Annotated in this window: 16 protein-coding genes; 13 read left to right on the top strand and 3 right to left on the bottom strand. The window is 66.1% G+C overall.

Annotated features, from left to right (window positions below):
• Positions 1-19: 19 nt before the first annotated feature.
• Both ABT304_RS08680 and ABT304_RS08675 read left to right on the top strand, forming a co-directional pair.
• Positions 20-373: a hypothetical protein gene (locus tag ABT304_RS08680; protein WP_350714462.1), complete on the top strand. Its 354-nt coding sequence runs from the start codon at positions 20-22 to the stop codon at positions 371-373.
• Complete coding sequence (locus ABT304_RS08675; RefSeq protein ID WP_350714461.1) at positions 370-1,728, top strand: hypothetical protein; 1,359 nt, start codon at positions 370-372, stop codon at positions 1,726-1,728. The genes ABT304_RS08680 and ABT304_RS08675 overlap by 4 nt, the downstream gene beginning before the upstream one ends.
• Positions 1,729-1,773: 45 nt before the next feature.
• On the opposite strand, the gene ABT304_RS08670 is transcribed toward ABT304_RS08675, so the two are convergent.
• Positions 1,774-2,163, bottom strand: coding sequence for a hypothetical protein (locus ABT304_RS08670; RefSeq protein WP_350714459.1), 390 nt, complete (start codon positions 2,161-2,163; stop codon positions 1,774-1,776).
• Positions 2,164-2,635: 472 nt separating this feature from the next.
• Here ABT304_RS08670 and ABT304_RS08665 point away from each other — a divergent pair, with 472 nt between their 5' ends.
• The 3 genes from ABT304_RS08665 to ABT304_RS08655 all read left to right on the top strand — a co-directional run bounded on the left by ABT304_RS08665 (position 2,636) and on the right by ABT304_RS08655 (position 8,140).
• Positions 2,636-2,941, top strand: a complete 306-nt coding sequence (locus ABT304_RS08665; RefSeq protein ID WP_350714458.1) for a hypothetical protein — start codon at positions 2,636-2,638, stop codon at positions 2,939-2,941.
• The gene (locus ABT304_RS08660; RefSeq protein WP_350714456.1) at positions 2,941-4,317 is read left to right on the top strand and encodes a site-specific integrase; all 1,377 of its coding nucleotides are present in this window, start codon (positions 2,941-2,943) and stop codon (positions 4,315-4,317) included. The genes ABT304_RS08665 and ABT304_RS08660 overlap by 1 nt, the downstream gene beginning before the upstream one ends.
• A gap of 97 nt (positions 4,318-4,414) precedes the next feature.
• Entirely contained in the window at positions 4,415-8,140 is a 3,726-nt protein-coding gene (locus ABT304_RS08655; RefSeq protein ID WP_350714454.1) for a YobI family P-loop NTPase, read from the top strand.
• A 139-nt stretch (positions 8,141-8,279) separates the two neighbouring features.
• Here the strand turns inward: ABT304_RS08655 and ABT304_RS08650 are convergent, their stop codons facing one another.
• Positions 8,280-8,528, bottom strand: a complete 249-nt coding sequence (locus tag ABT304_RS08650) for a DUF255 domain-containing protein (protein WP_350714453.1) — start codon at positions 8,526-8,528, stop codon at positions 8,280-8,282.
• Positions 8,529-8,652: 124 nt separating this feature from the next.
• Here ABT304_RS08650 and ABT304_RS08645 point away from each other — a divergent pair, with 124 nt between their 5' ends.
• Genes ABT304_RS08645 through ABT304_RS08615 form a run of 7 tightly spaced genes read left to right on the top strand, consistent with a single transcriptional unit; the run spans position 8,653 to position 17,471 of the window.
• Positions 8,653-10,137, top strand: coding sequence for a glycoside hydrolase family protein (locus ABT304_RS08645; RefSeq protein ID WP_350714451.1), 1,485 nt, complete (start codon positions 8,653-8,655; stop codon positions 10,135-10,137).
• A gap of 59 nt (positions 10,138-10,196) precedes the next feature.
• Positions 10,197-11,534 (top strand): ABC transporter substrate-binding protein, encoded by a 1,338-nt coding sequence (locus ABT304_RS08640; protein ID WP_350714450.1) that lies wholly within the window; start codon positions 10,197-10,199, stop codon positions 11,532-11,534.
• Positions 11,527-12,432, top strand: a complete 906-nt coding sequence (locus ABT304_RS08635; protein ID WP_350714448.1) for a carbohydrate ABC transporter permease — start codon at positions 11,527-11,529, stop codon at positions 12,430-12,432. Before ABT304_RS08640 ends, ABT304_RS08635 begins: the two co-directional genes overlap by 8 nt.
• The gene (locus ABT304_RS08630; protein ID WP_201451103.1) at positions 12,429-13,337 is read left to right on the top strand and encodes a carbohydrate ABC transporter permease; all 909 of its coding nucleotides are present in this window, start codon (positions 12,429-12,431) and stop codon (positions 13,335-13,337) included. The genes ABT304_RS08635 and ABT304_RS08630 overlap by 4 nt, the downstream gene beginning before the upstream one ends.
• Entirely contained in the window at positions 13,334-14,368 is a 1,035-nt protein-coding gene (locus ABT304_RS08625) for a LacI family DNA-binding transcriptional regulator (protein WP_350714446.1), read from the top strand. The genes ABT304_RS08630 and ABT304_RS08625 overlap by 4 nt, the downstream gene beginning before the upstream one ends.
• Positions 14,369-14,378: 10 nt before the next feature.
• Positions 14,379-15,851, top strand: coding sequence for a glycoside hydrolase family 32 protein (locus ABT304_RS08620; RefSeq protein ID WP_350714444.1), 1,473 nt, complete (start codon positions 14,379-14,381; stop codon positions 15,849-15,851).
• 36 nt (positions 15,852-15,887) lie between these two features.
• Positions 15,888-17,471 carry a glycoside hydrolase family 32 protein gene (locus tag ABT304_RS08615; protein ID WP_350714442.1) on the top strand — a complete coding sequence of 528 codons (1,584 nt, stop codon included), beginning with the start codon at positions 15,888-15,890 and terminating at the stop codon, positions 17,469-17,471.
• Positions 17,472-17,528: 57 nt separating this feature from the next.
• On the opposite strand, the gene ABT304_RS08610 is transcribed toward ABT304_RS08615, so the two are convergent.
• Positions 17,529-18,281: an SDR family NAD(P)-dependent oxidoreductase gene (locus ABT304_RS08610; protein WP_350714441.1), complete on the bottom strand. Its 753-nt coding sequence runs from the start codon at positions 18,279-18,281 to the stop codon at positions 17,529-17,531.
• A 119-nt stretch (positions 18,282-18,400) separates the two neighbouring features.
• Here ABT304_RS08610 and ABT304_RS08605 point away from each other — a divergent pair, with 119 nt between their 5' ends.
• Complete coding sequence (locus ABT304_RS08605) at positions 18,401-19,384, top strand: AraC family transcriptional regulator (protein ID WP_350714440.1); 984 nt, start codon at positions 18,401-18,403, stop codon at positions 19,382-19,384.
• Positions 19,385-19,408 lie beyond the last annotated feature (24 nt).

Below are 19,408 nucleotides of genomic sequence, written 5' to 3'. Positions count from 1 at the left end.
GACCACCTCAGGAGAACGAATGCTCCTCGCTCACGCCATCGCCATCGCTGAGGCGCGGTCCTACATCGCCGCCCTCGACGACCACGCTCTCACGCCACTCGGCTCGATCGCCTACGACCGCGCCCTCATCTACTTCGATGCCGCCCACGACGACCAAGTGCCGGCCCTCACCGATGTGCCCCTTGACGACTCCACGATCCTCTACCAGCTCGCCACGAAGGCGATCACCGACCTGGATGCGTACGGACTCGATCCGCTGCACATCGAGTTGACCCTCGCATACCTCGCCGATGCCTGGGCGCTCGACAACATCGCGCCAGGAGAGGAGAAACCGCCTCTGCCCTCGTGGATCGACCCCGGAGCATCGTCATGACTTACAGGGAGACCGGCGGCGCGATCCGAGGTGGGCTCACCCAACTGCTGCACCAGCAACGTCTCCAGTACCGACTCAGCAACGACCCACGCAGGATCACGAATCGCACCGCTGAGCAACGTCAGATGTATGGGGACCAGATCCGTCGCTACCGCCAGAGCGTGCTGGTCTGGTGTCATCACGCAACGATCGCGGCCGACCCGTACCTCGGATCCAACGAGTTCTTCGAACATCACCAGAGCCGACGTGGCGATGGACCGTACGATTTCCTTCGCCTTGGTCTCGAACGAGTCCTGGACGCTTCGACCTCGCCACTGCCGGCCCAGGACGAGCTCAGCAAACTGCATGAAGTCGAACTGGTCGAGTCGTGGCGCAAGATCGGCGCAGCCGCGGCCCGTGGCGAGCACGACTTCGGCGCCGGACTCGGTCACGGCAGGCTCAGCGCGGCGCAGTGCCACACCGTCATGAAGGACATCGCCGCGATCGTCCAAGGGTTGGTGATCCTTGACCACCGCTATGCCCAGACGCCCGGCTGGGAGAAGCTCCGCAACGGCGGCCACCTCGGCTGGAGCGCCCTGGCCGCCGGCCTAGAGGCCAGCATCGGCCCACCCGACTACACCGTCGACCACCGCGGCTGGCGCCCACCCTTGAGGTTCATCCGTGGACCCGCCCGCCCCGGACTCGTCGGCGTCCTTCAGGCCGAGCAAAACCTCCTCGTACGCCTCACCGACGGCACGGCACCGGTCAACCTGCGGGTCGCGGTTGCGGCACAAACAGCTGTCTCGATATACCTGGCCGCACGCACGACCGACCCCGAACTCGGGGAACGCTGGAAGGCCCGCGCCGAGACCCACGACCTGATCCACCGAGCGCTGCGCGACGTCGCCGGCGGACACGCCCACCACGGTGCCGGCGCCGCCAGGGAGGCCAACAACCTCATCAGCCGGGTCGCCGGGCTAGCTCGTGATGTCACCCCTGACGCCAAGATTCTTGCGGCATTCGACAAGCGGTTCATTCGCATCGACGCCCGCATCTCCGAGCTCATCGAGGACGGCATCCGCAACAAGACCATCTTGCGCCGCACAAAACTCCCCCGCATCGACGTCGACAGCCCCGCCATGGTCAAGCCGCTCCGTGAACGTGTGGCACCGATCGAGACGCCGAGCGACTCAGAGTTGATGCGTCTGGTGGGCATGCGACTGCGCCCTGGGGTGGAAGCTGTAGAGCCACCGCCTGATGCGGCCCGAAGCCGTGCCGACCTCTTCTCCGCCCTGGTCACCAAGGCAACCAGCCGGACCAGCGGCGTACCACGCAGAGGGCCTTCGTCATTGGGCGGCTACGAGCCCTCGCTTTGAACTGCTCGACGAGGCTCTACGTGACTGTCACACGGACCTCCTCGGTCAAGATAGCCACCGGCCGAGCACCCTCGCCCTACACGTGGCAGCCACCTTCGCCGCCTCGGTGTCGAGCCACGCCACCCCGTCGAAGATCCACAGCCGTGTCAGCGCGATAGCGATCACGCCCGACGGGTCGTCCGTCAGCGCTCGGATCGCGGCGAGAAGGTCCAGCACCTCCCGGACACCTTCGGCGAAGCCAATTCGGCCATCCGGGACCCCACCGACGAGAGGCGCCGCCCATGGGCCGAGCGCGAGCTCCGCGCGGGCCATCGTGAAGTAGATGACAAGGTCTTCCATCCCCGCTTCGTCAGCGTGATCGGCCAGACCGGCAAGCAGGGTCATGGCCAGCATGTTCAGTTCTCGTGCGCAACAGCGCTGGTCGTACGTGCTCATGAGTCCATAAGAACCGACGCCGCCGACATCCTTGGATCGAAAGTCAGCGCCTGTGGATAACCTCGCTCCTCCACACCCCGGAAGGTCGTAAGTGGCCCGGAAATGGCCCGATCCGCGGAGTACCACCGGCTGGCGAAGGCCTTCCACGGATTGCCGTTGACGGGCCGACTTCCGTCCACAACAGCACTTCGGTCCCACATCCTCACCGTTGCCGACGTGAAGCGGGCGGGCGCTGACTTTCCGGGCGACCTTGGACTTCTCCGCAGTCGCCGAAGTCCATGGAGATGTCATGTTCACGTCCAGCGCCACCGGCGCAGCCTGCCGCTGGCACCGTGTGTCGGTGGCGCGGGGCACGCCCCGCACACCTGACTGTCATGGGGCCTTTGAGATTCACCGTCATCACCGTTCAGCGAAGGCTGAGTGGGCTACGTACCCCACCGTCCTCCAACGCAGACGGAAGGTCGGCCCTCTCATGAGTGTGCGCCGAGGACCCACGGAGGCAGAAGCCGCGGCGCTGCCCATCGACGCCCTCACGGCCGATCCCCGCCATGTCTTCCTGACCGCGGGTGAGGTCATGGCTCGCTACCGCTGGGGCCGCACCAAGGGGTACGAGCAACTGCAGCGCGGCGGGTTCCCCAAGCCGATCGCTGGTCGCTACCGGCTCGACCTGCTCATGCAGTGGGAGGACGACCAGCTCGCCGACAGCACGCGCACCGCGACATCGCACCACGCAGGGCCGCCCGCCAAGCGGCGGCCGCCGCAGAGGACGGACGCCTGATGGCGCGCACCATCCTGGCCAAGGGCAAGGACCGCCACTTCGGTGGTGGCCACAAGGCTTGGCGAACAGTTCTGTACGCACCGACCGCCACGTACCGGAGCTTCCGGATCGTCTTCAAGGTCCCGTCGGAGGACGAACCCGATGTCTGGCTGCCGACCAGTCGCTCTCGCGCGAACGAGGCGGAGGCGAGAGAGTTGTTCGCCGAGACCGAGGCTTGGCTCAACGGACTGATCGAGCACGCACCCGCCACGTCGTCGGAGCGCCAGGTGCGCACCATCGAAGCCCTCGGCAAAGCCGCCTTGACCGAGGCACGAGAGCAGAAGTTGGCCGTCCGCACCGTCGAGCAGCGCGAGTCGAACCTCAGAGCCCACATCGTCCCTGCCATCGGCAACGTACGTGTCGACAAGTGGCGCGTCGACCACTCCCGCAAGGTCCTCGAGTCGGCCGGCGACCTCCACCCGCGCACTCAGGAAGGCCTCCGCACGACCATGTCGACGATGCGGAAGCTCGCCTGGCGCGAGGGATGGCTGCCCCGCTCCGTCGATCCCCTCGCCGGCCTCAAGATCAAACAGCAGCAGGGCTACCACTCCGCCAGCTCCAAGTACGTCGACAAGAGCCTCCGGCCCGAGACCAGGATGGTCGACGCCATGGCCAGGGCCGCCGACCAGTTGGTCGCGACCGAGTACCAGAACTTCGCTCGTTTCAAGTTCCTCGGCACTCGGTACCGGGTGGCTGGGTACGGCGGCCTTCGCCTGAGCGAGCAGCTCGGCCTACGCGCCATCGACGTGTACGTCGACGAGGGATCCGTCTTTGTGAACGGCACCTGGACCCAGCCGCGCGGCAAAGACAGTCCTCCGTTCCGCGGACCCGTCAAGAACAGGCAGGTCCACCACGTCCCGCTACCCGCGTCACTGATGAAGGAGCTCATCGAGCCCTGCCGCGTCGCAATGAACCTCCCGATCGGCGCGTCGACACAGCAAGTCATGAACGCCATCGCCGGAGAACGACAACGCCGCGCGCGCCTGGCGCCCAACCCCGACCGATGGTGGGAGGTCAAGGTCGAACCTAAAGACGAGTGCTGGCTGTGGATCGACACCTACACCGGTCTCCCGATGCGCACCGAGGGCCACAACACGTACTGGCACAAAGTGCGCCGGTGGGTCGACGCGCACGACCCCGAAAACTCCTGGCCGAAGTTCATCGTCTATCGCAACATGCGCCACCACGCCGCGACCTGGTGGCACGAGGAACTCGGCCTCGAGTGGTCCCACGTCGCTCTCTTCCTCGGCGACAAGCTCACCACCGTCCTCGACCACTACGTCCTGCCTGGAGCAGACGCTCTGACTGCCGCGGTCACTAGACTTCAGGACTTCTAGCGTGTCGAACGCCAGTTCGTGTCGGACCGAACATGTCGGCCCGGGACGCTACGGTCACGTCATGGCTACTCGCTCAGACATCACTATGCGTCAGCGCGTGGGTAACTTGCTGTCGAAGTGGGGAACAAAGTTGGTCGGCGATACCGCCGCCACGCCCCCTGCACTGAGGGAGCTGACCGCGGACTTCGATGACGAGCAGCACGGCATCTACGTCGCCCACCTGCAGCAGGCGGTCACCAATCCGAAGCTTCGCAACATCGCGCTCACTGGTGGGTACGGCACCGGCAAGTCCAGCATCCTGACACGGTTCGTGGAGCTTCAACAGGAGAAGGCCCCTGACAGCGTGGTCGAGCTCACGTTGGCCACCATCGGCATCAACGGCATCGCTGCGGCCTCTGGCGACGGGGAGCCGGAGAAGTCGGAACCGGAGAAGCCCAACCCTTCTGATCCAGCGCTGTCGAAGACGAACCGGATCGAGCGCGAGCTGGTCAAGCAGCTCTTGTACAGCAGCCCACCGAAGTACGGGTCCCGGTTCCAACGAATCAGGCCTCTCGGCTGGCGGAAGGCCTGCTGGCGGGCATTCCTGGTCGCTGGCGCGGCCGTGGGAGCGCTGCGCTTGTTCGACGTAGCACCTGCCCGGTTCCCGGGTCTTCCTGACGACGTGCTGTGGACATGGCACCTGGTAGCGCTCGCTACCTTGTCCGCGGCCGTTGTGTTCGCTGGTGCGTGGCTGCAGCGAGTTCTGAACGGACGGTTCTCCATCCAGAACGTCAGGGTGGGATCAGCGACGGTGTCGTTGGGAGAGAAGTCATCCAGCTACTTCGACAAGTACCTCGACGAGATCATCCACTTCTTTACCCAAGGTGACGTCCGCGTTGTCGTGCTCGAAGACGTCGACCGGTTCAACGACTCACACATCTTCGAGGAGCTTCGCGAGCTGAACACCCTCATCAACAGGGCGGAAGAACTGAAGAGCGACCCTGTTCGGTTCGTCTACGCCCTGAAGGACAGTATCTTCAAACAGCTGGGACGAGACGAGCACGCGCACCCCTCGGATGCTCCCGATGACTTGGCGGCAGAGGGTGAGGCCCTGTTGGGGAGCCGGACAAAATTCTTCGACCTTGTCATCCCTGTCGTCCCGTTCATCACCCCTCGTAGCTCCCGTGACCTGCTTAAAGGTCTGCTCAAGAAGACTTCTGCACCAAACGTGTCTGAGACTCTGGTGTCGTTGGTCGCGCGCCGACTACCAGACATGCGACTACTGAAGAACATCTGCAACGAGTACGAGGTATTCGCCGACCGCCTCTTGCCCACGCAAGCCGACGGCACCCCTTCTCCTTTGGAGCCCGACAAGCTGTTTGCGATGGTGGTGTTCAAGAACATCCGCTTGGAGGAATTCGAGAAGGTCGCACGCGGCACCAGTGTGCTCGACCAGATCTACACGAGCAGCCGGGGCGCGGTGCGTCACAACTTGGCCTATAACGAGGAGAAGATTCGGAACGCCAGGCAGGCCCTGAACAACATTGTGAATCAGGCGGACGCTGAGCGCATGGGTGGTCGGCTGACTTGGTTCATCAGCCAGATGATCGAGCGTAGCCCGGGTGCTGGGCTCCGCGCGACGGGACTGCAAGTGGGCGGCACTCCTTTCGGAACCGATGCCGTGGGTACACAGGAGTTCTGGGCCGCGGTTGCAGCCTCACCCTCGGTCACGGTGATGGTGCTCAGGCACAACCCGTTCACCATCTCCGATGCGCAGTTGCGGGAGTTGCTGGGCAGCGACCTGAACCCCGATGCCTGGCGGCAGTCCAACGAAGAGGCGCTGGAGGCCGAACTCGCTCAGCTTACACAGAAGAGCGAAGGGCTGAGGAGCAGTGACTTCGCGGAGCTCGCCGTGGATGTGGTGCTTCTGAACCCGAAGAAGCACGAACTTGGTTCTTTCCGAAAGATGCTGACAGAGAAGCTTGGGCTTGGGCTGGCCCTCGAGTTGGCGCTTGAGGGTTACATCGACCAGAACTTCGCCCTCTACGCGGGCCAGTTCTACGGAGAGTTTCTCAGCAAGAACGTCATGAACTTCATCGTCCGCCAAGTTCAACCCGGCGAGCCAGACTTCGACTACACCTTCACATCCGAGGAAGCCGAAGCACTTCTCGGTGAGCTTGGGACTGGGTTCTTGGGCGAGCCTGCATCGTTCAACAAGAGCCTGCTCGACCACCTCTTCGACGTTGGCGACGAACGCGCATCCCAACTGCTGGCTCCGGCCATGTCGAAGACAAGTAAGGGCGGGACGGGCTTTCTCAAACTTTACCTACAGGAGAGCAGCAAGCGCGACGAACTCGCAACGCGCCTTGCCGCCGGGTGGTCGGAGACCTTCAACCTGCTACTCGTCCTCACCGAACTTGCCGACGCCGACCGGCTGACGGTAGTCGATGCAGCGCTCAGCCGGGTCGACAGAGCCTTGGACTACACACACCTGCCCCAGTTGCGCGACTACGTGCGCGAACACGCGAGCGTGCTCACATCCCTCACCGGACCGCTACCTGAGGGCCAGGCGGAGAAACTCGCAGACGTGCTGGTGAAGGCCGGCAACGTGTTCGACGACCTCAACGTGCTCCACGAGACGCTGCGCGAGGAGATAGTGACCCGGGACGCCTACGCGCTCACTCCCACCAACCTGCGCGCAGCATTGGGTGGGATCACCAACTTCCCTCTCGACGTGGTGCGCGCCACCAACGACACCGTCTTCCAGCGTTGCGTCGCGAACGCAGCCGAGTACCTGGCAGCCTTTACAAAGGACAAGGCCACCTCGGCCACGGTGAGCGCATCTGAGGCGTTCGCCGACGTACTACACGCTGTCGCAGCGTGGGAGGAGCCCCAGATCCGTGAGCTCGTCGCGAACGCCGCACCGACCTGCCTCGTCGAGAGCCTCGCGGATGTCCCAATGGAGACTTGGCCGTCACTCGCCCTAGAGAAGCGGTTCCCCACGACCCTCGCCAACATACAGGCCTACATCGGAATCTCTGCTAACCAGGTTGATGACGACCTCGCAGTGCCGCTGGCGGAGACGAAGAAGATCGAACCGCGTGAGAGTGACTCAGATGACGTGAAACGCCCGGTCGCGACCGCTGTCTTGCGCGCCACCGAACACCTGGATGCCAAGAAGCGCGTGACGTTGACCGAGAGTCTGGAACTGTCCGAGTACATCCCCGCCACCGAGATCCCGGACGAGAAAGGCTCGTTGCTCGGACTCCTGCTAGAGCACGATCTGGTCGAGGACACCGCAGACATCTTCGCCCACTTTGCCGGACAAGACTGGGCGACGGTGGAAGGCGGGATCGCGGCGTCAAAGAGGTTCGGCGAATTCGTCTCGCCCACCGTGCTGCCAGAGAATCTGGTGGCCAACTTCCTCACCAGCGAGAAGCTGGACCGGCAGCTTCGGGTGCGAGTCCTGCTCCGGTTCGACGAGTTCGCACCCACCGGCGACCCCCGAACGCTCACCGCGGCTGCGCAGTTGGCGCTCACAGCGGAAGTGGAGATGCCCATCACTTTCCTTCATCGTCTCGCCGACACCACCAAGGACGCGGAGGTCGTGGTGCCGCTGCTGGTCCTAGCGCCCAATGTCCCCGCCAGCGAGCTCCGCGACGTGTTGGCCCGGCTCGACGGCAAGTACTCGGGCTTCGCCGGAGCCGCCGGCACGAAGATCTCCCTCCCTGACAACCCCGGGCATCGCGCCCTGGCGGATCGGCTCCGCAAGGCGGGCGTGACGGGAAAGCCCACCCCGACTCGCAAGCTTCTCCCGGGAAGGATGAACGTGACACTGCGATGATCAGACTCCAGTTGGTGCCCTGCTGTTCGTCCGGCAGCCCAGTCTGTCGGTCAGCGCAAGGACCGACCGGGAGGGCGACCGTAGCCGGGCTATCCCCGGTGACACGGATTCTTGACAGGAATTGCGGGGGCAGGACCGGTCAAGAGCGGCACAGGGCGACACGAAGCGACACGGATCTGAGCGTGAATAAGCGCTCTCGGGCGATCCTGAGCGGGGCGAGCATCACCTGGCACCAATGACAGGCGGCGTATCCGACCGAGAGAAGCACAGGAACCTCCCGCCGCTGCGCCTCCGCGAACGCGTCAGGCCCCCACTCCCACCAGTCCACCGGGTTCTCAGCGTGCTGGAGCAGGTACGGCGAGGTCGCGGAGGCGAGTCGGTTGGCCACTCCCCCAGCCTTGCACGCACGTGAGCGACCCGGTGAGCCACTCCAGTCTGGTTAACCGCTTGACCAGTGACCCGTGTCACACCTACGATTCCTGCGTAACCGGTTAACCAACGAATGAGGTGTCATGAGCCAGCAGGGCTTCTACCGACCGCAGGGTGCATGGGTGGGCGATGTCATCCCGTGGCAGGAGGACGGAATCTTCCACCTCTTCTACCTGCGCGAGACTCGTCGGACTCCGGCCGAGGGAATGCCGTGGCACCGGGTGGTGACGGAGGACCTCGCTGGTTTCCAGGAGCTCGGCGAGTCCATCGGATCGGGTGGGACCTCGGCTGACGACTTCAACGTCTACACCGGCAGCATCGTGCTGGAGGCCGATGGCACCCATCACGCCTTCTACACCGGCCAGAACCCGGCCAAGACGGGCAAGGACGGCCGACCGCTGCAGTTGGTCATGCACGCAACGAGCAACGACGGCATGCGCACCTGGCAGCGGCATCCCGAAGACACGTTCGGCGTCACCGACGGCTACGAGACCGGCGACTGGCGCGACCCCTTCGTCTTCTGGGACGAGGAAGCGCGGCTGTGGCGGATGCTGATCACCGCACGCCGTGCGGAGGGACCGGCCCGGCGGCGTGGCGTGATCGCGCAGTGCGTCTCGAGCGATCTGGTTCGCTGGGAGCCCACGGAGCCGTTCTGGGACCCCCAGAGGTACGTCGCGATGGAATGTCCCGAGGTCTTCCAGTGGGGCGAGTGGTGGTATCTCGTCTACTCCGAGTTCAGTGACGCCTTCACCACGCGCTACCGCATGTCGCGCAGCCAGCACGGCCCGTGGATCGTGCCGGAGCACGACACGCTCGACGGGCGTGCGTTCTACGCCGCCAAGTCGGCCGGCCGCGACGGCCGCCGTTTCTTCTTCGGCTGGATCGCCTCACGAGAGGGCGCCCGCGACGACGGCGCCTGGCAATGGGCAGGGACGATGGCGGTGCTCGAGGCCGACCAGCGGCCGGACGGCACCCTCGCGTTCCATCCGACCGACGGGTTGCGCGACACGCTGGACACCGAGATCGCCGACGGCGCCGGGATCGCCGCAGGAACGCTCCTGGACGCACCGAGCAGCCGTGCCGAGGTGCTGACCTCGACCGATGCACCGAGTGCCTTCCGGTCGGTCGTCAGGTTCGGCATCTCGGGCGGCACGACCGAGTGCGGCGTACTGCTGCGCGCGAGCGCCGACGGTGACGAGGCCTACGTTCTTCGTCTCGAACCGAAGCGCGGCCGTCTCGTCTTCGACCGCTGGCCCCGCCGGAGCACCGGCACCGAGCAGTGGCAGATCTCGGGCGACGTACCGTTCGCGATCGAGCTGGAGCGTCCCTGCCACCTCGAGCCCGGAGTGCACGAGCTCGAGGTCATCGTCGACGGTGACATCTGCGTGGCCACGGTCGACAACGCGACCGTGCTGAGCACGCGGATCTACGACCGCCCGACGGGCCGTCTGGGCGTCTTCGTCGGCGAGGGCACGGTCACGATCGACGCCTTCTCCGTCTTCACTCGCGCCGAGCCGGGAGACGAGCCCGGTTCCCATGACCACGATCTGGTCGCGGCCGCCACCTGATCCCCTCTTCATCCGCCCGACCCATCCGACCCCTTCCGACCTAGTCAACGGAGACAACGATGCCCATCCGCAACCCCAAGACGGCGCTGTTCGCCGCCCTGACCGCCGCCGCGCTCACCCTCACCAGCTGCTCGGGCACAGCTGGCAGCGCCGACCCCACAGAGGTCGATCCCGAGGGCAAGGTCGAGGCTCGCGAGATCTCCTGGCTGCTCTCGCGCCCGGCCGATGGCGGGGTGATCACCGCGATGGAGCAGATCGCCGAGGAGTACGCCAAGGACCACCCGGGGTTCTCGCTCAACCTGATCACGACCCCCGACCGCCCCTCCTACATCCAGAAGTACGAGACGCTCGCCGCAGCGAACAAGCTGCCCGAGCTGTTCGACACCGATGCGACGCCGTTCGCCCAGAAGCTCGCCGACCAGGGCCGCATGCTCGACGTCGAGCTGCTGCTGAAGGACCTCGGTCTCGATGACGACTATCGCGAGGCAGCGCTGAACTACCAGCGGTTCGACGACGGCTCCCTCCACATGGTGCCGTTCGAGTTCCAGCTCGAGTTCTTCTGGTACAACTCCGCGCTCGTCGAACGCGCCAAGGTCGAGATCCCCAAGACGCTCGACGACTTCCCACAGGTCTGCAAGGACCTGCGCGCCGCGGGCATCACCCCGATCGCCCTCGACGGGCAGGACCAGTGGCCGCTGGAGCGCTACATGTCCTACTACCCGTTCAGGATGGCCGGACCGGAGTACATCCAGGACCTCAAGAACGGCAAGGCGAAGTTCGCCGACCCCGCCGGCCGTGCGGCCGCCGAGTGGCTCTACGAGCTCGGTCAGGCCGGGTGCTTCCAGGAAGACTTCTCCTCGACCGGCTATGCCGATGCCCAGGCGCAGTTCACCTCGGGCAAGGCCGCGATCTACAACATCGGGACCTGGGAGCTCGCGAACCTCGCGACGGACGCGCTGGACCCAGGCGTACGCAAGTCGGTCGACTACTTCACGCTGCCGACGGTCGAGGACGCCGTCACCGACGACAACGCGTACGTCACCCCCTCAGGAATCGGCATGGCGGTCAACACGCAGACCTACGACCCGCTGGTCCGCGACTTCCTCGCCTACGCGCTCGAGCGCTACCCGGAGACGTACGCCTCGACCGGTGCCCTCTCCCCCACCACCAACGTGGAGACCTCGATCCCGGACAACGCGACCGACCTCTACGCCAAGGCGGTGAAGCAGGCCGACGGGGTCGGGGCGGAGAGCGCGATGCCCTGGGACACCCAGCTCGACCCCGCCACGAACACCCGCCTGCAGCAGGAGCTGACGCTGCTCGTCCAGGGAGACATCAAGCCGGATGAGTTCATCGAGACGATGGACGCGACCCTCGCGGAGAACAGCGATGGCTGACCTCGCACGAACGTCGATGCTGCCGCGCCGGTCGAGGCTGTCGGTCGCCGTCTTCCTGGTCCCACCCCTTCTGCTGTACGGCGTCGCGGTGCTGCTTCCGATCGTGCAGTCGCTGTTCCTCAGCCTGTTCAGCTGGGACGGCATCACGGAGATGAGGTTCGTCGGCCTCGACAACTACGTCAAGATGTTCGCCCGCGACGACGTCTTCTGGAGGGCGTTCGGCAACGCGCTCGGCTATCTGGTGATCTGCCTGGTGCTGCAGCTCGGCGGCGCACTCGCGGTCGCGGCGCTCCTGACCGCGCTGCCGCGGGCCCGGGAGCTCGTGAAGACGCTGTATCTGCTCCCGGCGGTCATCTCGACGGTCGCGATCGCATTCCTCTTCCAGCGGATCTACTCCCTCGACCCGGTCGGCCCGCTCAACCAGCTGCTGGCGTGGGTCGGTCTCGACGGCGCCCAGACCGCTTGGCTCTCGAACGTGAACACGGTACTCACGGCTGTGTCCGTTCCGGAGGGCTGGCGCTTCACCGGTCTCTACATGCTCATCGTCTATGCGGCACTCATCGCCGTGCCTCGCGAGCTCGAGGAGGCGGCTCGACTCGACGGCGCATCCTGGTGGCAGACGTTCTGGAAGATCCGGTTCCCCTACATCCGGCCCGTGTGGATCACGACCACGGTGATGGCGACCACCTTCGCGCTACGCGGTTTCGACATCCCCTACCTGCTGACGAACGGCGGCCCGGGCCAGTCCTCCGAGCTGCTCACCACGTACATGTACAAGACCGCGTTCGTGCACACCGACTACGGCTACGCCAGCGCGATCTCCGTCTTCATCGTCGTCGAGTGTCTGGTCGCCGTCGGCCTCATCTTCCTGCTGCTCCGTCGAAGGGACGACTCGTGACCACACCTGTGCTCACCCGACCACCGAAGGCCGCCGTGCCGCACTCGCCGAAGCCCCGAGCGGCAGCGCGACCGCCACGGCTCCGTGCCCAACGCGCGCTGCTCACGATCACGATCGTGCTCATCGTCATAGTGCAGGTCTACCCGATGGTGTGGCTCTTCGTGACGAGCTTCCGCACCGCCGCTGACTTCGCCGGGGGCAGTCCGTTCGCGCTGCCGTCGGACTACACGCTCGACAACTACACCCGAGCCTTCGCGACCGGCAACCTGTGGCTGAACATCCTGAACAGCTTCATCGTCACGGCCGGGGCAAGTGTGCTGATCGTCGTCGCGGGGATGATGGCGGCGTACGCGCTGCAGGTGCTCGGGTTCCGGTTCAGCGGCGTCGTGCGCTCGCTGTTCCTGCTCGGGATCGTCGTTCCGGTGCAGATCGCGCTCGTGCCCCTGTTCATCGACTACTCCCGGGTCGGGCTCCTCGACACCCATCTGTCGATGATCATCCCTTTGGCCGCGTTCTCGCTCCCGATGGCCGTCTACCTGTTCTCGTCCTTCTACGAGTACATCCCCCGCGAGCTGTACGAGGCCGCGTCGCTCGACGGGGCGGGGCCGTACCGGATCTTCGCGCAGATCACCTTCCCGCTCTCCGCGAACACGATCATTACGGTCGTACTCGTGAACAGCATCTTCATCTGGAACGACTTCATCTTCGCGAACACCTTCGTGCTCTCCGACGGGCTCAAGACCATCCCGCTCGGTCTGCAGAACTACATCGGGGCCATGGGCAACACCGACTGGACGGCGACGTTCGCGGCCGTCTGTGTGACCGTGACGCCGCTGCTGCTGGTCTTCCTCGTCCTCAACAAGGCGATGATCCAGGGCCTCGAGAGCGGGGCGACCAAGGGATGAGCACCCACGACCCCCACCAGTCAGAGCCCGGCAAGACCGGCTCGAACGTGACGATGCGAGACGTCGCCAAGGCCGCGGGCGTCTCGGTCGCGACCGTGTCCCACGTCGTCAACAACAAGCCCGGGGCGCGCATCGGAGACGAGGCCAGACGCAGGGTGCAGGACGCGGTCGCGGCACTGGGCTACCGACCGAACGCCCTGGCCAAGACCTTGTCGCGAGGAGGGTCGCGATTCATCGGCTTGGTCGCCGACGCGATCGCGACCACCCCGTTCGCCGGCCAGATCATCCACGGCGCACAGGACGAGGCCTGGGCGCACGGATATGTCCTTCTCGTCGCCAACACCGACGGCAACGAGGCAGCAGAGAACGAGGCCATCGCGATGATGCTCGAGCACCAGGTGCGGGGCATCCTCTACTCGAGCTGGTACCACCGCGAGATCGTCGTTCCCGAGATGCTGCATCAGACCGATACGGTCCTCGTGGACTGCTTCGCCGAGGGCAGCGGTCTTCCCGCCGTCGTGCCGGACGAGGAGCAGGGTGGCAGGACGGCGACCGAAGAGCTCCTGGCTGCCGGCCACCGCCGAATCGCGTTCATCAACACGACGACACCCTCGCCGGCCCAGAGCGGTCGCCTGGCCGGCTACCGGGCGGCCCTGGAGGCAGCAGGTGTCGGCTTCGACGACTCTCTCGTGTTCCCGGCCGAACCTGCTCAGGAGGGCGGGTACGCCACCGCGCCGCGAATCGTGGAGTCGGAGGCGACGGCCGTGTTCTGCCACAACGACCGCGTGGCGATGGGTCTCTATGACGGGCTGCGCGAGCTCGGGCTGAGCATCCCGACCGACATCGCGGTCATGGGATTCGACAACCAGGACGTGATCGCCGCGCACCTGCGTCCGCCGTTGTCGACGGTGGCGCTTCCGCACTACGAACTCGGTGCCGCCGGCGTACGAACGCTTCTCGGCATCGAGTCGTCCACCGACGAGCAGCTGATCCGCATCGCATGCCCATCCGTCCCACGACATTCGATCTGAGGAACGCGCAGTGTCCAACCCCGTTGTCGTTCCCAGGCCCACCTTCCACTTCGCACCGCAGCGCAACTGGATGAACGACCCCAACGGTCTCGTCCACGACCGCGGCCGCTGGCACCTCTTCTACCAGTTCAACCCCGAGGGATCCGACTGGGGAAACATGAGCTGGGGCCACGCGACCAGCACCGACCTGCAGCATTGGACCGAGCACCCGGTCGCGCTGCGGTTCCGTGACGGCGAGCAGATCTTCTCCGGATCGATCGTCTCCACCCCCACCGCGCATGGCACCTCGCTGACGGCGTACTACACGAGCGCCTACGCCGACGGCCATCAGGCGCAATCGCGCGCCATCAGCAGGGACGGCGGCTTCACCTGGGAGCTCGACGTCGACAACCCGGTGCTCGACCGCGGCACGAGCGCGTTCCGAGATCCCAAGGTCATTCGCTACACCGACGAGGCGGGCCGGTTTCGGTGGGTCCTGCTCGCGGTCGAGGCGGAGGACCGACAGGTGCACCTCTACACCTCGGACGACCTGCGCTCGTGGGAGCACGCGAGCGTCTTCGGACCGCTGGGCCCGGCCGGGGTCGTCTGGGAGTGTCCGGATCTCGTCCCACTGCCGCTCGACGGCGATCCCGATGACCTTCGCTGGGTGCTGCTCCTCAGCACCAACCCGATCGGCGACGACCCGGATCCGGAGGGATCCTCGATGAGCTATGTCGTCGGTCGCTTCGACGGAACCACGTTCACGGCAGACTCTCCCGAGCTCGTACGCCTGGACGACGGCCGCGACTTCTATGCAGGAGTCACCTTCGACAGCGCGCCGCAGGGAGCCGCGGTCATGCTCGGCTGGATGAGCAACTGGCGCTACGCGGGAGCCTTTCCTTCGTCGCCGTGGAGGGGCGCCATGTCGTTGCCACGACAGCTCGCCCTGCGCACCGTCGAGAAAACTCCGCGCCTCATCCAGCAGCCTCCCGCCTTCCTCCTCGAACAGCTCGCTCGGGCCGCACCGGCGACGGTGTCGGTCGCCGCCCGGCCTGTCGAGCTCTCGCTCAGCGGCCACAGCGTGCTGGCGCTCACCTGGGATCCGTCCGTCACCGGCTCCGTCGGTCTGCGACTGCGCGGTCGCGCGGATGCCTGGGTCGAGCTGGAGCACTCCGCGGGCACCATCCGCGTGACCCGTGGCGGTCCCGCGGCCGAGACGGTGCATCCGGACTTTCCCTCGACCAGCATCACCCATCTCGCGGGCAGGCCGCGGGGCCAGCTGCTCGTCAGCCTCGACGGACCCCTCCTCGAGGTCTTCGCGAACGATGGCGAGGCGACGATCTCGCACCTCGTCACGCTCGGTCCCGGACCCATCACCGTGACCATCGACACCGAGATCGGTGGGCCGATCGCGTACACCGCCGTCGACGTCGAAGACGAGAAGTCGGGGCCGCACCTCGCCCCGACACCGATCCACGCCGATGCGCCGGGCGCATCGGTCTGAGCCAACCCGATCCGCACCTCAGTCGAAGGAGTCAACATGCCCCACCCCATCTCACGACGGACCATGCTGCAGGGCGCCGGAGTCGGGTCGCTCGCGTTCTTCGCGGTCCACGCCACTCCCGTGGCCGCCCACACCACCCCGGCCATGGGGCCGGCAGCCCAGACATCGCTTCGGGCGGTCTATCACATGACCCCGCCCTCGGGCTGGCTCTGCGACCCCCAGCGCCCGGTCACCACCCGCGGCGCCTACCAGCTCTACTACCTGCACTCCGACCAGAACAACGGCCCCGGTGGCTGGGACCACGCGACGACGACCGACGCCGTCTCGTTCACCCACCACGGCACCGTGATGCCCCTACAGCCCGACTTCCCGGTGTGGTCCGGGTCGGCCGTCGTCGACACCGCGAACACCGCCGGCTACGGCGCCGGAGCCGTCATCGCGCTCGCGACCCAGCCGACCGACGGCATCCGCAAGTACCAGGAGCAGTACCTCTACTGGTCGACCGACGGCGGCTACACCTTCACACCTCGGCCCGATCCGGTGATCGTCAACACCGACGGCCGCACCGCAACAACGCCCGCCGAGATCGAGAACGCCGAGTGGTTCCGGGACCCGAAGATCCACTGGGACGCGGCCCGCGGCGAATGGGTCTGCGTCATCGGCCGTGCGCGGTATGCGGCCTTCTACACCTCCACGAACCTCATCGACTGGCAGCTCAAGCGCAACTTCGACTACCCCAACCACGCGCTCGGCGGCATCGAGTGCCCCGACCTGTTCGAGATGACCGCGAACGACGGCACCCGACACTGGGTGCTCGGCGCCAGCATGGACGCCTACGGCATCGGGCTTCCGATGACGTACGCGTACTGGATGGGCACGTGGAACGGCGAGGAGTTCATCGCCCACGACCTCACCCCACAGTGGCTCGACTGGGGCTGGGACTGGTACGCCGCCGTCACCTGGCCCTCGATGGACGCGCCGGAGACCAAACGCCTCGCCATCGCCTGGATGAACAACTGGAAGTACGCCGCCCGAGACGTACCGACGGATGCCTCCGACGGCTACAACGGACAGAACTCGATCGTGCGAGAGCTACGCCTCGAGCGCCAGCCCGGCGGTTGGTACTCCCTGCTCAGCAGCCCCGTCAGCAAGCTCTCGGACTACGTGGCAGCGACCACCACGCTGCCCGACCAGACGGTCAACGGCAGCCTCGTCCTCCCCTGGACCGGGCGGGCGTACGAGCTCGAGCTCGACATCTCCTGGGACGCCGCCACCAACGTCGGGGTCTCCGTCGGACGCTCGGCCGACGGCTCACGGCACACGAACATCGGCAAGTACGGCGCCGAGCTCTACGTCGACCGAGCCCCCTCCGACCTTGCCGGATACTCCCTGGCTCCCTACACACGTGCCGCCGCACCCATCGACGCCGCCGCACGCTCCGTGCACCTGCGGATCTTCGTCGACACCCAGAGCGTCGAGGTGTTCGTCAACTCAGGCCATACCGTGCTCTCCCAGCAAGTGCACTTCACCGAGGGCGACACCGGCATCTCGCTCTACACCGATGGCGGACCGGCGAGCTTCACCGGCATCACCATCCGCGAGCTCCGAAGCATCGGCTAGCTCGGACAGGGGTGCGGCATCGGGCCGATACCTGGCCACGCGAAGCATGACGGAGTCTCAGATCTGGTTCTCCCCACCGTCGACGTAGATGTTCGCACCGACGACATAGCTGCTCTGCTCCGAGGCGAGGAACGCCACGACCGCTGCAGCCTCCTCGGGCTGCCCCATGCGGCCCTTGGGCACGGTCGCGGCGACCTTCTCCTTCACGGCTCGGGCGGTGTCCTCATCACCGAAGGCGGCTGTGCCTCCGGGGGTCTCGATCCATGCCGGCGAGACGACGTTGACCCGGATGCCACGGCCCTTGAGCTCGGTGGACCAGGTCCGCGCGAAGGAACGGACGGCTGCCTTCGAGGCAGAGTAGGCTCCGAACGCCTCCACGCCGCGGTCGGCCGCCGTGGAGCCGGTCAGGATGACCGAGGCGCCGTCGTTGAGCAGTGGGAGCGCCTTCTGCACCGTGAACAGCGTCCCTCGGACATTGACCCCGAAGATCTGGTCGAAGTGCTCCTCGGTGGTCTGCTCCAAGCTCACGAACGTACCGACCGCCGCGTTCGCCACGAGCACGTCCACCCCCTTGCCCCGGGCGCGGACCGCGTCGTAGAGCCGGTCCAGGTCAGCCAGGTCGGAGATGTCTCCGGCCACGCCCGTCGCCCGGTCCGTACCGATGGTCTTGACGGCAGCCTCCAGCTCCGCCTCGCGTCGCCCCGTGACGAACACGTACGCGCCCTCCTCGGCCAGCCGCACCGCGGTGGCCAGGCCGATCCCGGTGCTGCCCCCGGTGACCACGGCCGTCTTGTCGTCGAACTGTCCCATGTGAGTCTCTCCATCACTTACGAGCGGATCTCCTTCGCCATCCATGCTGTCGCAGCATGGGGTTACTATCCATAATGCGAAGTCCGAAATTCTTTACGTATCGTCCAGGAGGTGTCGGTGTGGTCGGCTTTCGGGATCCAGTGGCAGACGCGATCAGTCTGCTGCGACCCCGCACGGTGATCGGCCCCAGCCTCCGGGCCACAGGCGAGTGGGCGTTGCGCTTCGACACGTTCCTGCACGTACGGATCGGCGGCCTCGTACGCGGCACCTGCTGGTTGATCCTCGAAGGCCACGAACCGGTGCTCCTGCAGGAGGGTGACACCTTCATGCTGGGCAACCCGCCGCCCTACGTGCTGGCCAGCTCGCTCGATGCGAGCCCGCGTCCTGCAGGGCTGGTGCTGGCGGATGCCGCGGACGGGATCGTTCAGATCGGCGCGGAGTCCGAGGACGACCTCTACCTCTGCGTCGGCCACATCGCCTTCGACGACAGGAATGCGGCGCTGCTCACGGATCTACTGCCGCCGCTCGTGATCGTCCGCGAGACGGACTCACATGGCAGGCGGCTCTCGCAGCTGATCGATCTGCTGGCGAACGAGGTCGGGATCGCCGCCGCCGGCGGTCCGCTGGTGCAGAACCATCTCGCACAGATCCTGCTCGTGCACATGCTCCGTGCGCATGCCGGCCGGACCGACCGGCCCATCGGCTGGCTGGGCGCCCTGAACGAGGACGGCATCGGTGCCGCCCTGCGTGCCGTGCACGCGGACATGGCCCACTCCTGGACCCTGAAGGAGCTCGCCGAGATCAGCCACATGTCACGCTCCGCGTTCGCCCAGGCTTTCAAGAGCCACGTGGGGGTCCCACCCCTGGAGTACCTCATCCAGTGGCGCATGAGCCTCGCGCGCGACGCCCTCGCCCGCGACACGATGTCCATCTCCGAGCTCGCACGAGCGACGGGCTACCAGTCCGAGAGCGCCTTCAGCACCGCATTCCGCCGCGTGGTCGGCGCATCACCCGCGAAGTTCCGGAACGAAGCGCGGCGAGCGATCACGACAGCCTCGAGCGCGACCAGCCGGGTCCCGCAAGGAACCGCCACAGGCATCTAAAACTCTTTCCGCCTCCGCCCGAAG

It is taken from the genome of Nocardioides sp. NPDC000445 (genome assembly GCF_040300245.1).
Lineage (GTDB): Bacteria > Actinomycetota > Actinomycetes > Propionibacteriales > Nocardioidaceae > Nocardioides.
The sequence above is the reverse complement of the archived record's forward strand: the minus strand, read 5'-3'. Positions and strand labels throughout refer to the sequence as shown.

Excerpts from the sequence above, each read along its gene's own strand:
- ABT304_RS08645 (WP_350714451.1), top strand. The coding sequence starts at position 8,653 with ATGAGCCAGCAGGGCTTCTACCGACCGCAGGGTGCATGGGTGGGCGAT.
- ABT304_RS08635 (WP_350714448.1), top strand. The coding sequence starts at position 11,527 with ATGGCTGACCTCGCACGAACGTCGATGCTGCCGCGCCGGTCGAGGCTG.
- ABT304_RS08660 (WP_350714456.1), top strand. The coding sequence starts at position 2,941 with ATGGCGCGCACCATCCTGGCCAAGGGCAAGGACCGCCACTTCGGTGGT.
- ABT304_RS08625 (WP_350714446.1), top strand. The coding sequence starts at position 13,334 with ATGAGCACCCACGACCCCCACCAGTCAGAGCCCGGCAAGACCGGCTCG.
- ABT304_RS08680 (WP_350714462.1), top strand. The coding sequence starts at position 20 with ATGCTCCTCGCTCACGCCATCGCCATCGCTGAGGCGCGGTCCTACATC.
- ABT304_RS08640 (WP_350714450.1), top strand. The coding sequence starts at position 10,197 with ATGCCCATCCGCAACCCCAAGACGGCGCTGTTCGCCGCCCTGACCGCC.
- ABT304_RS08665 (WP_350714458.1), top strand. The coding sequence starts at position 2,636 with ATGAGTGTGCGCCGAGGACCCACGGAGGCAGAAGCCGCGGCGCTGCCC.
- ABT304_RS08675 (WP_350714461.1), top strand. The coding sequence starts at position 370 with ATGACTTACAGGGAGACCGGCGGCGCGATCCGAGGTGGGCTCACCCAA.
- ABT304_RS08610 (WP_350714441.1), bottom strand. The coding sequence starts at position 18,281 with ATGGGACAGTTCGACGACAAGACGGCCGTGGTCACCGGGGGCAGCACC.
- ABT304_RS08670 (WP_350714459.1), bottom strand. The coding sequence starts at position 2,163 with ATGAGCACGTACGACCAGCGCTGTTGCGCACGAGAACTGAACATGCTG.
- ABT304_RS08615 (WP_350714442.1), top strand. The coding sequence starts at position 15,888 with ATGCCCCACCCCATCTCACGACGGACCATGCTGCAGGGCGCCGGAGTC.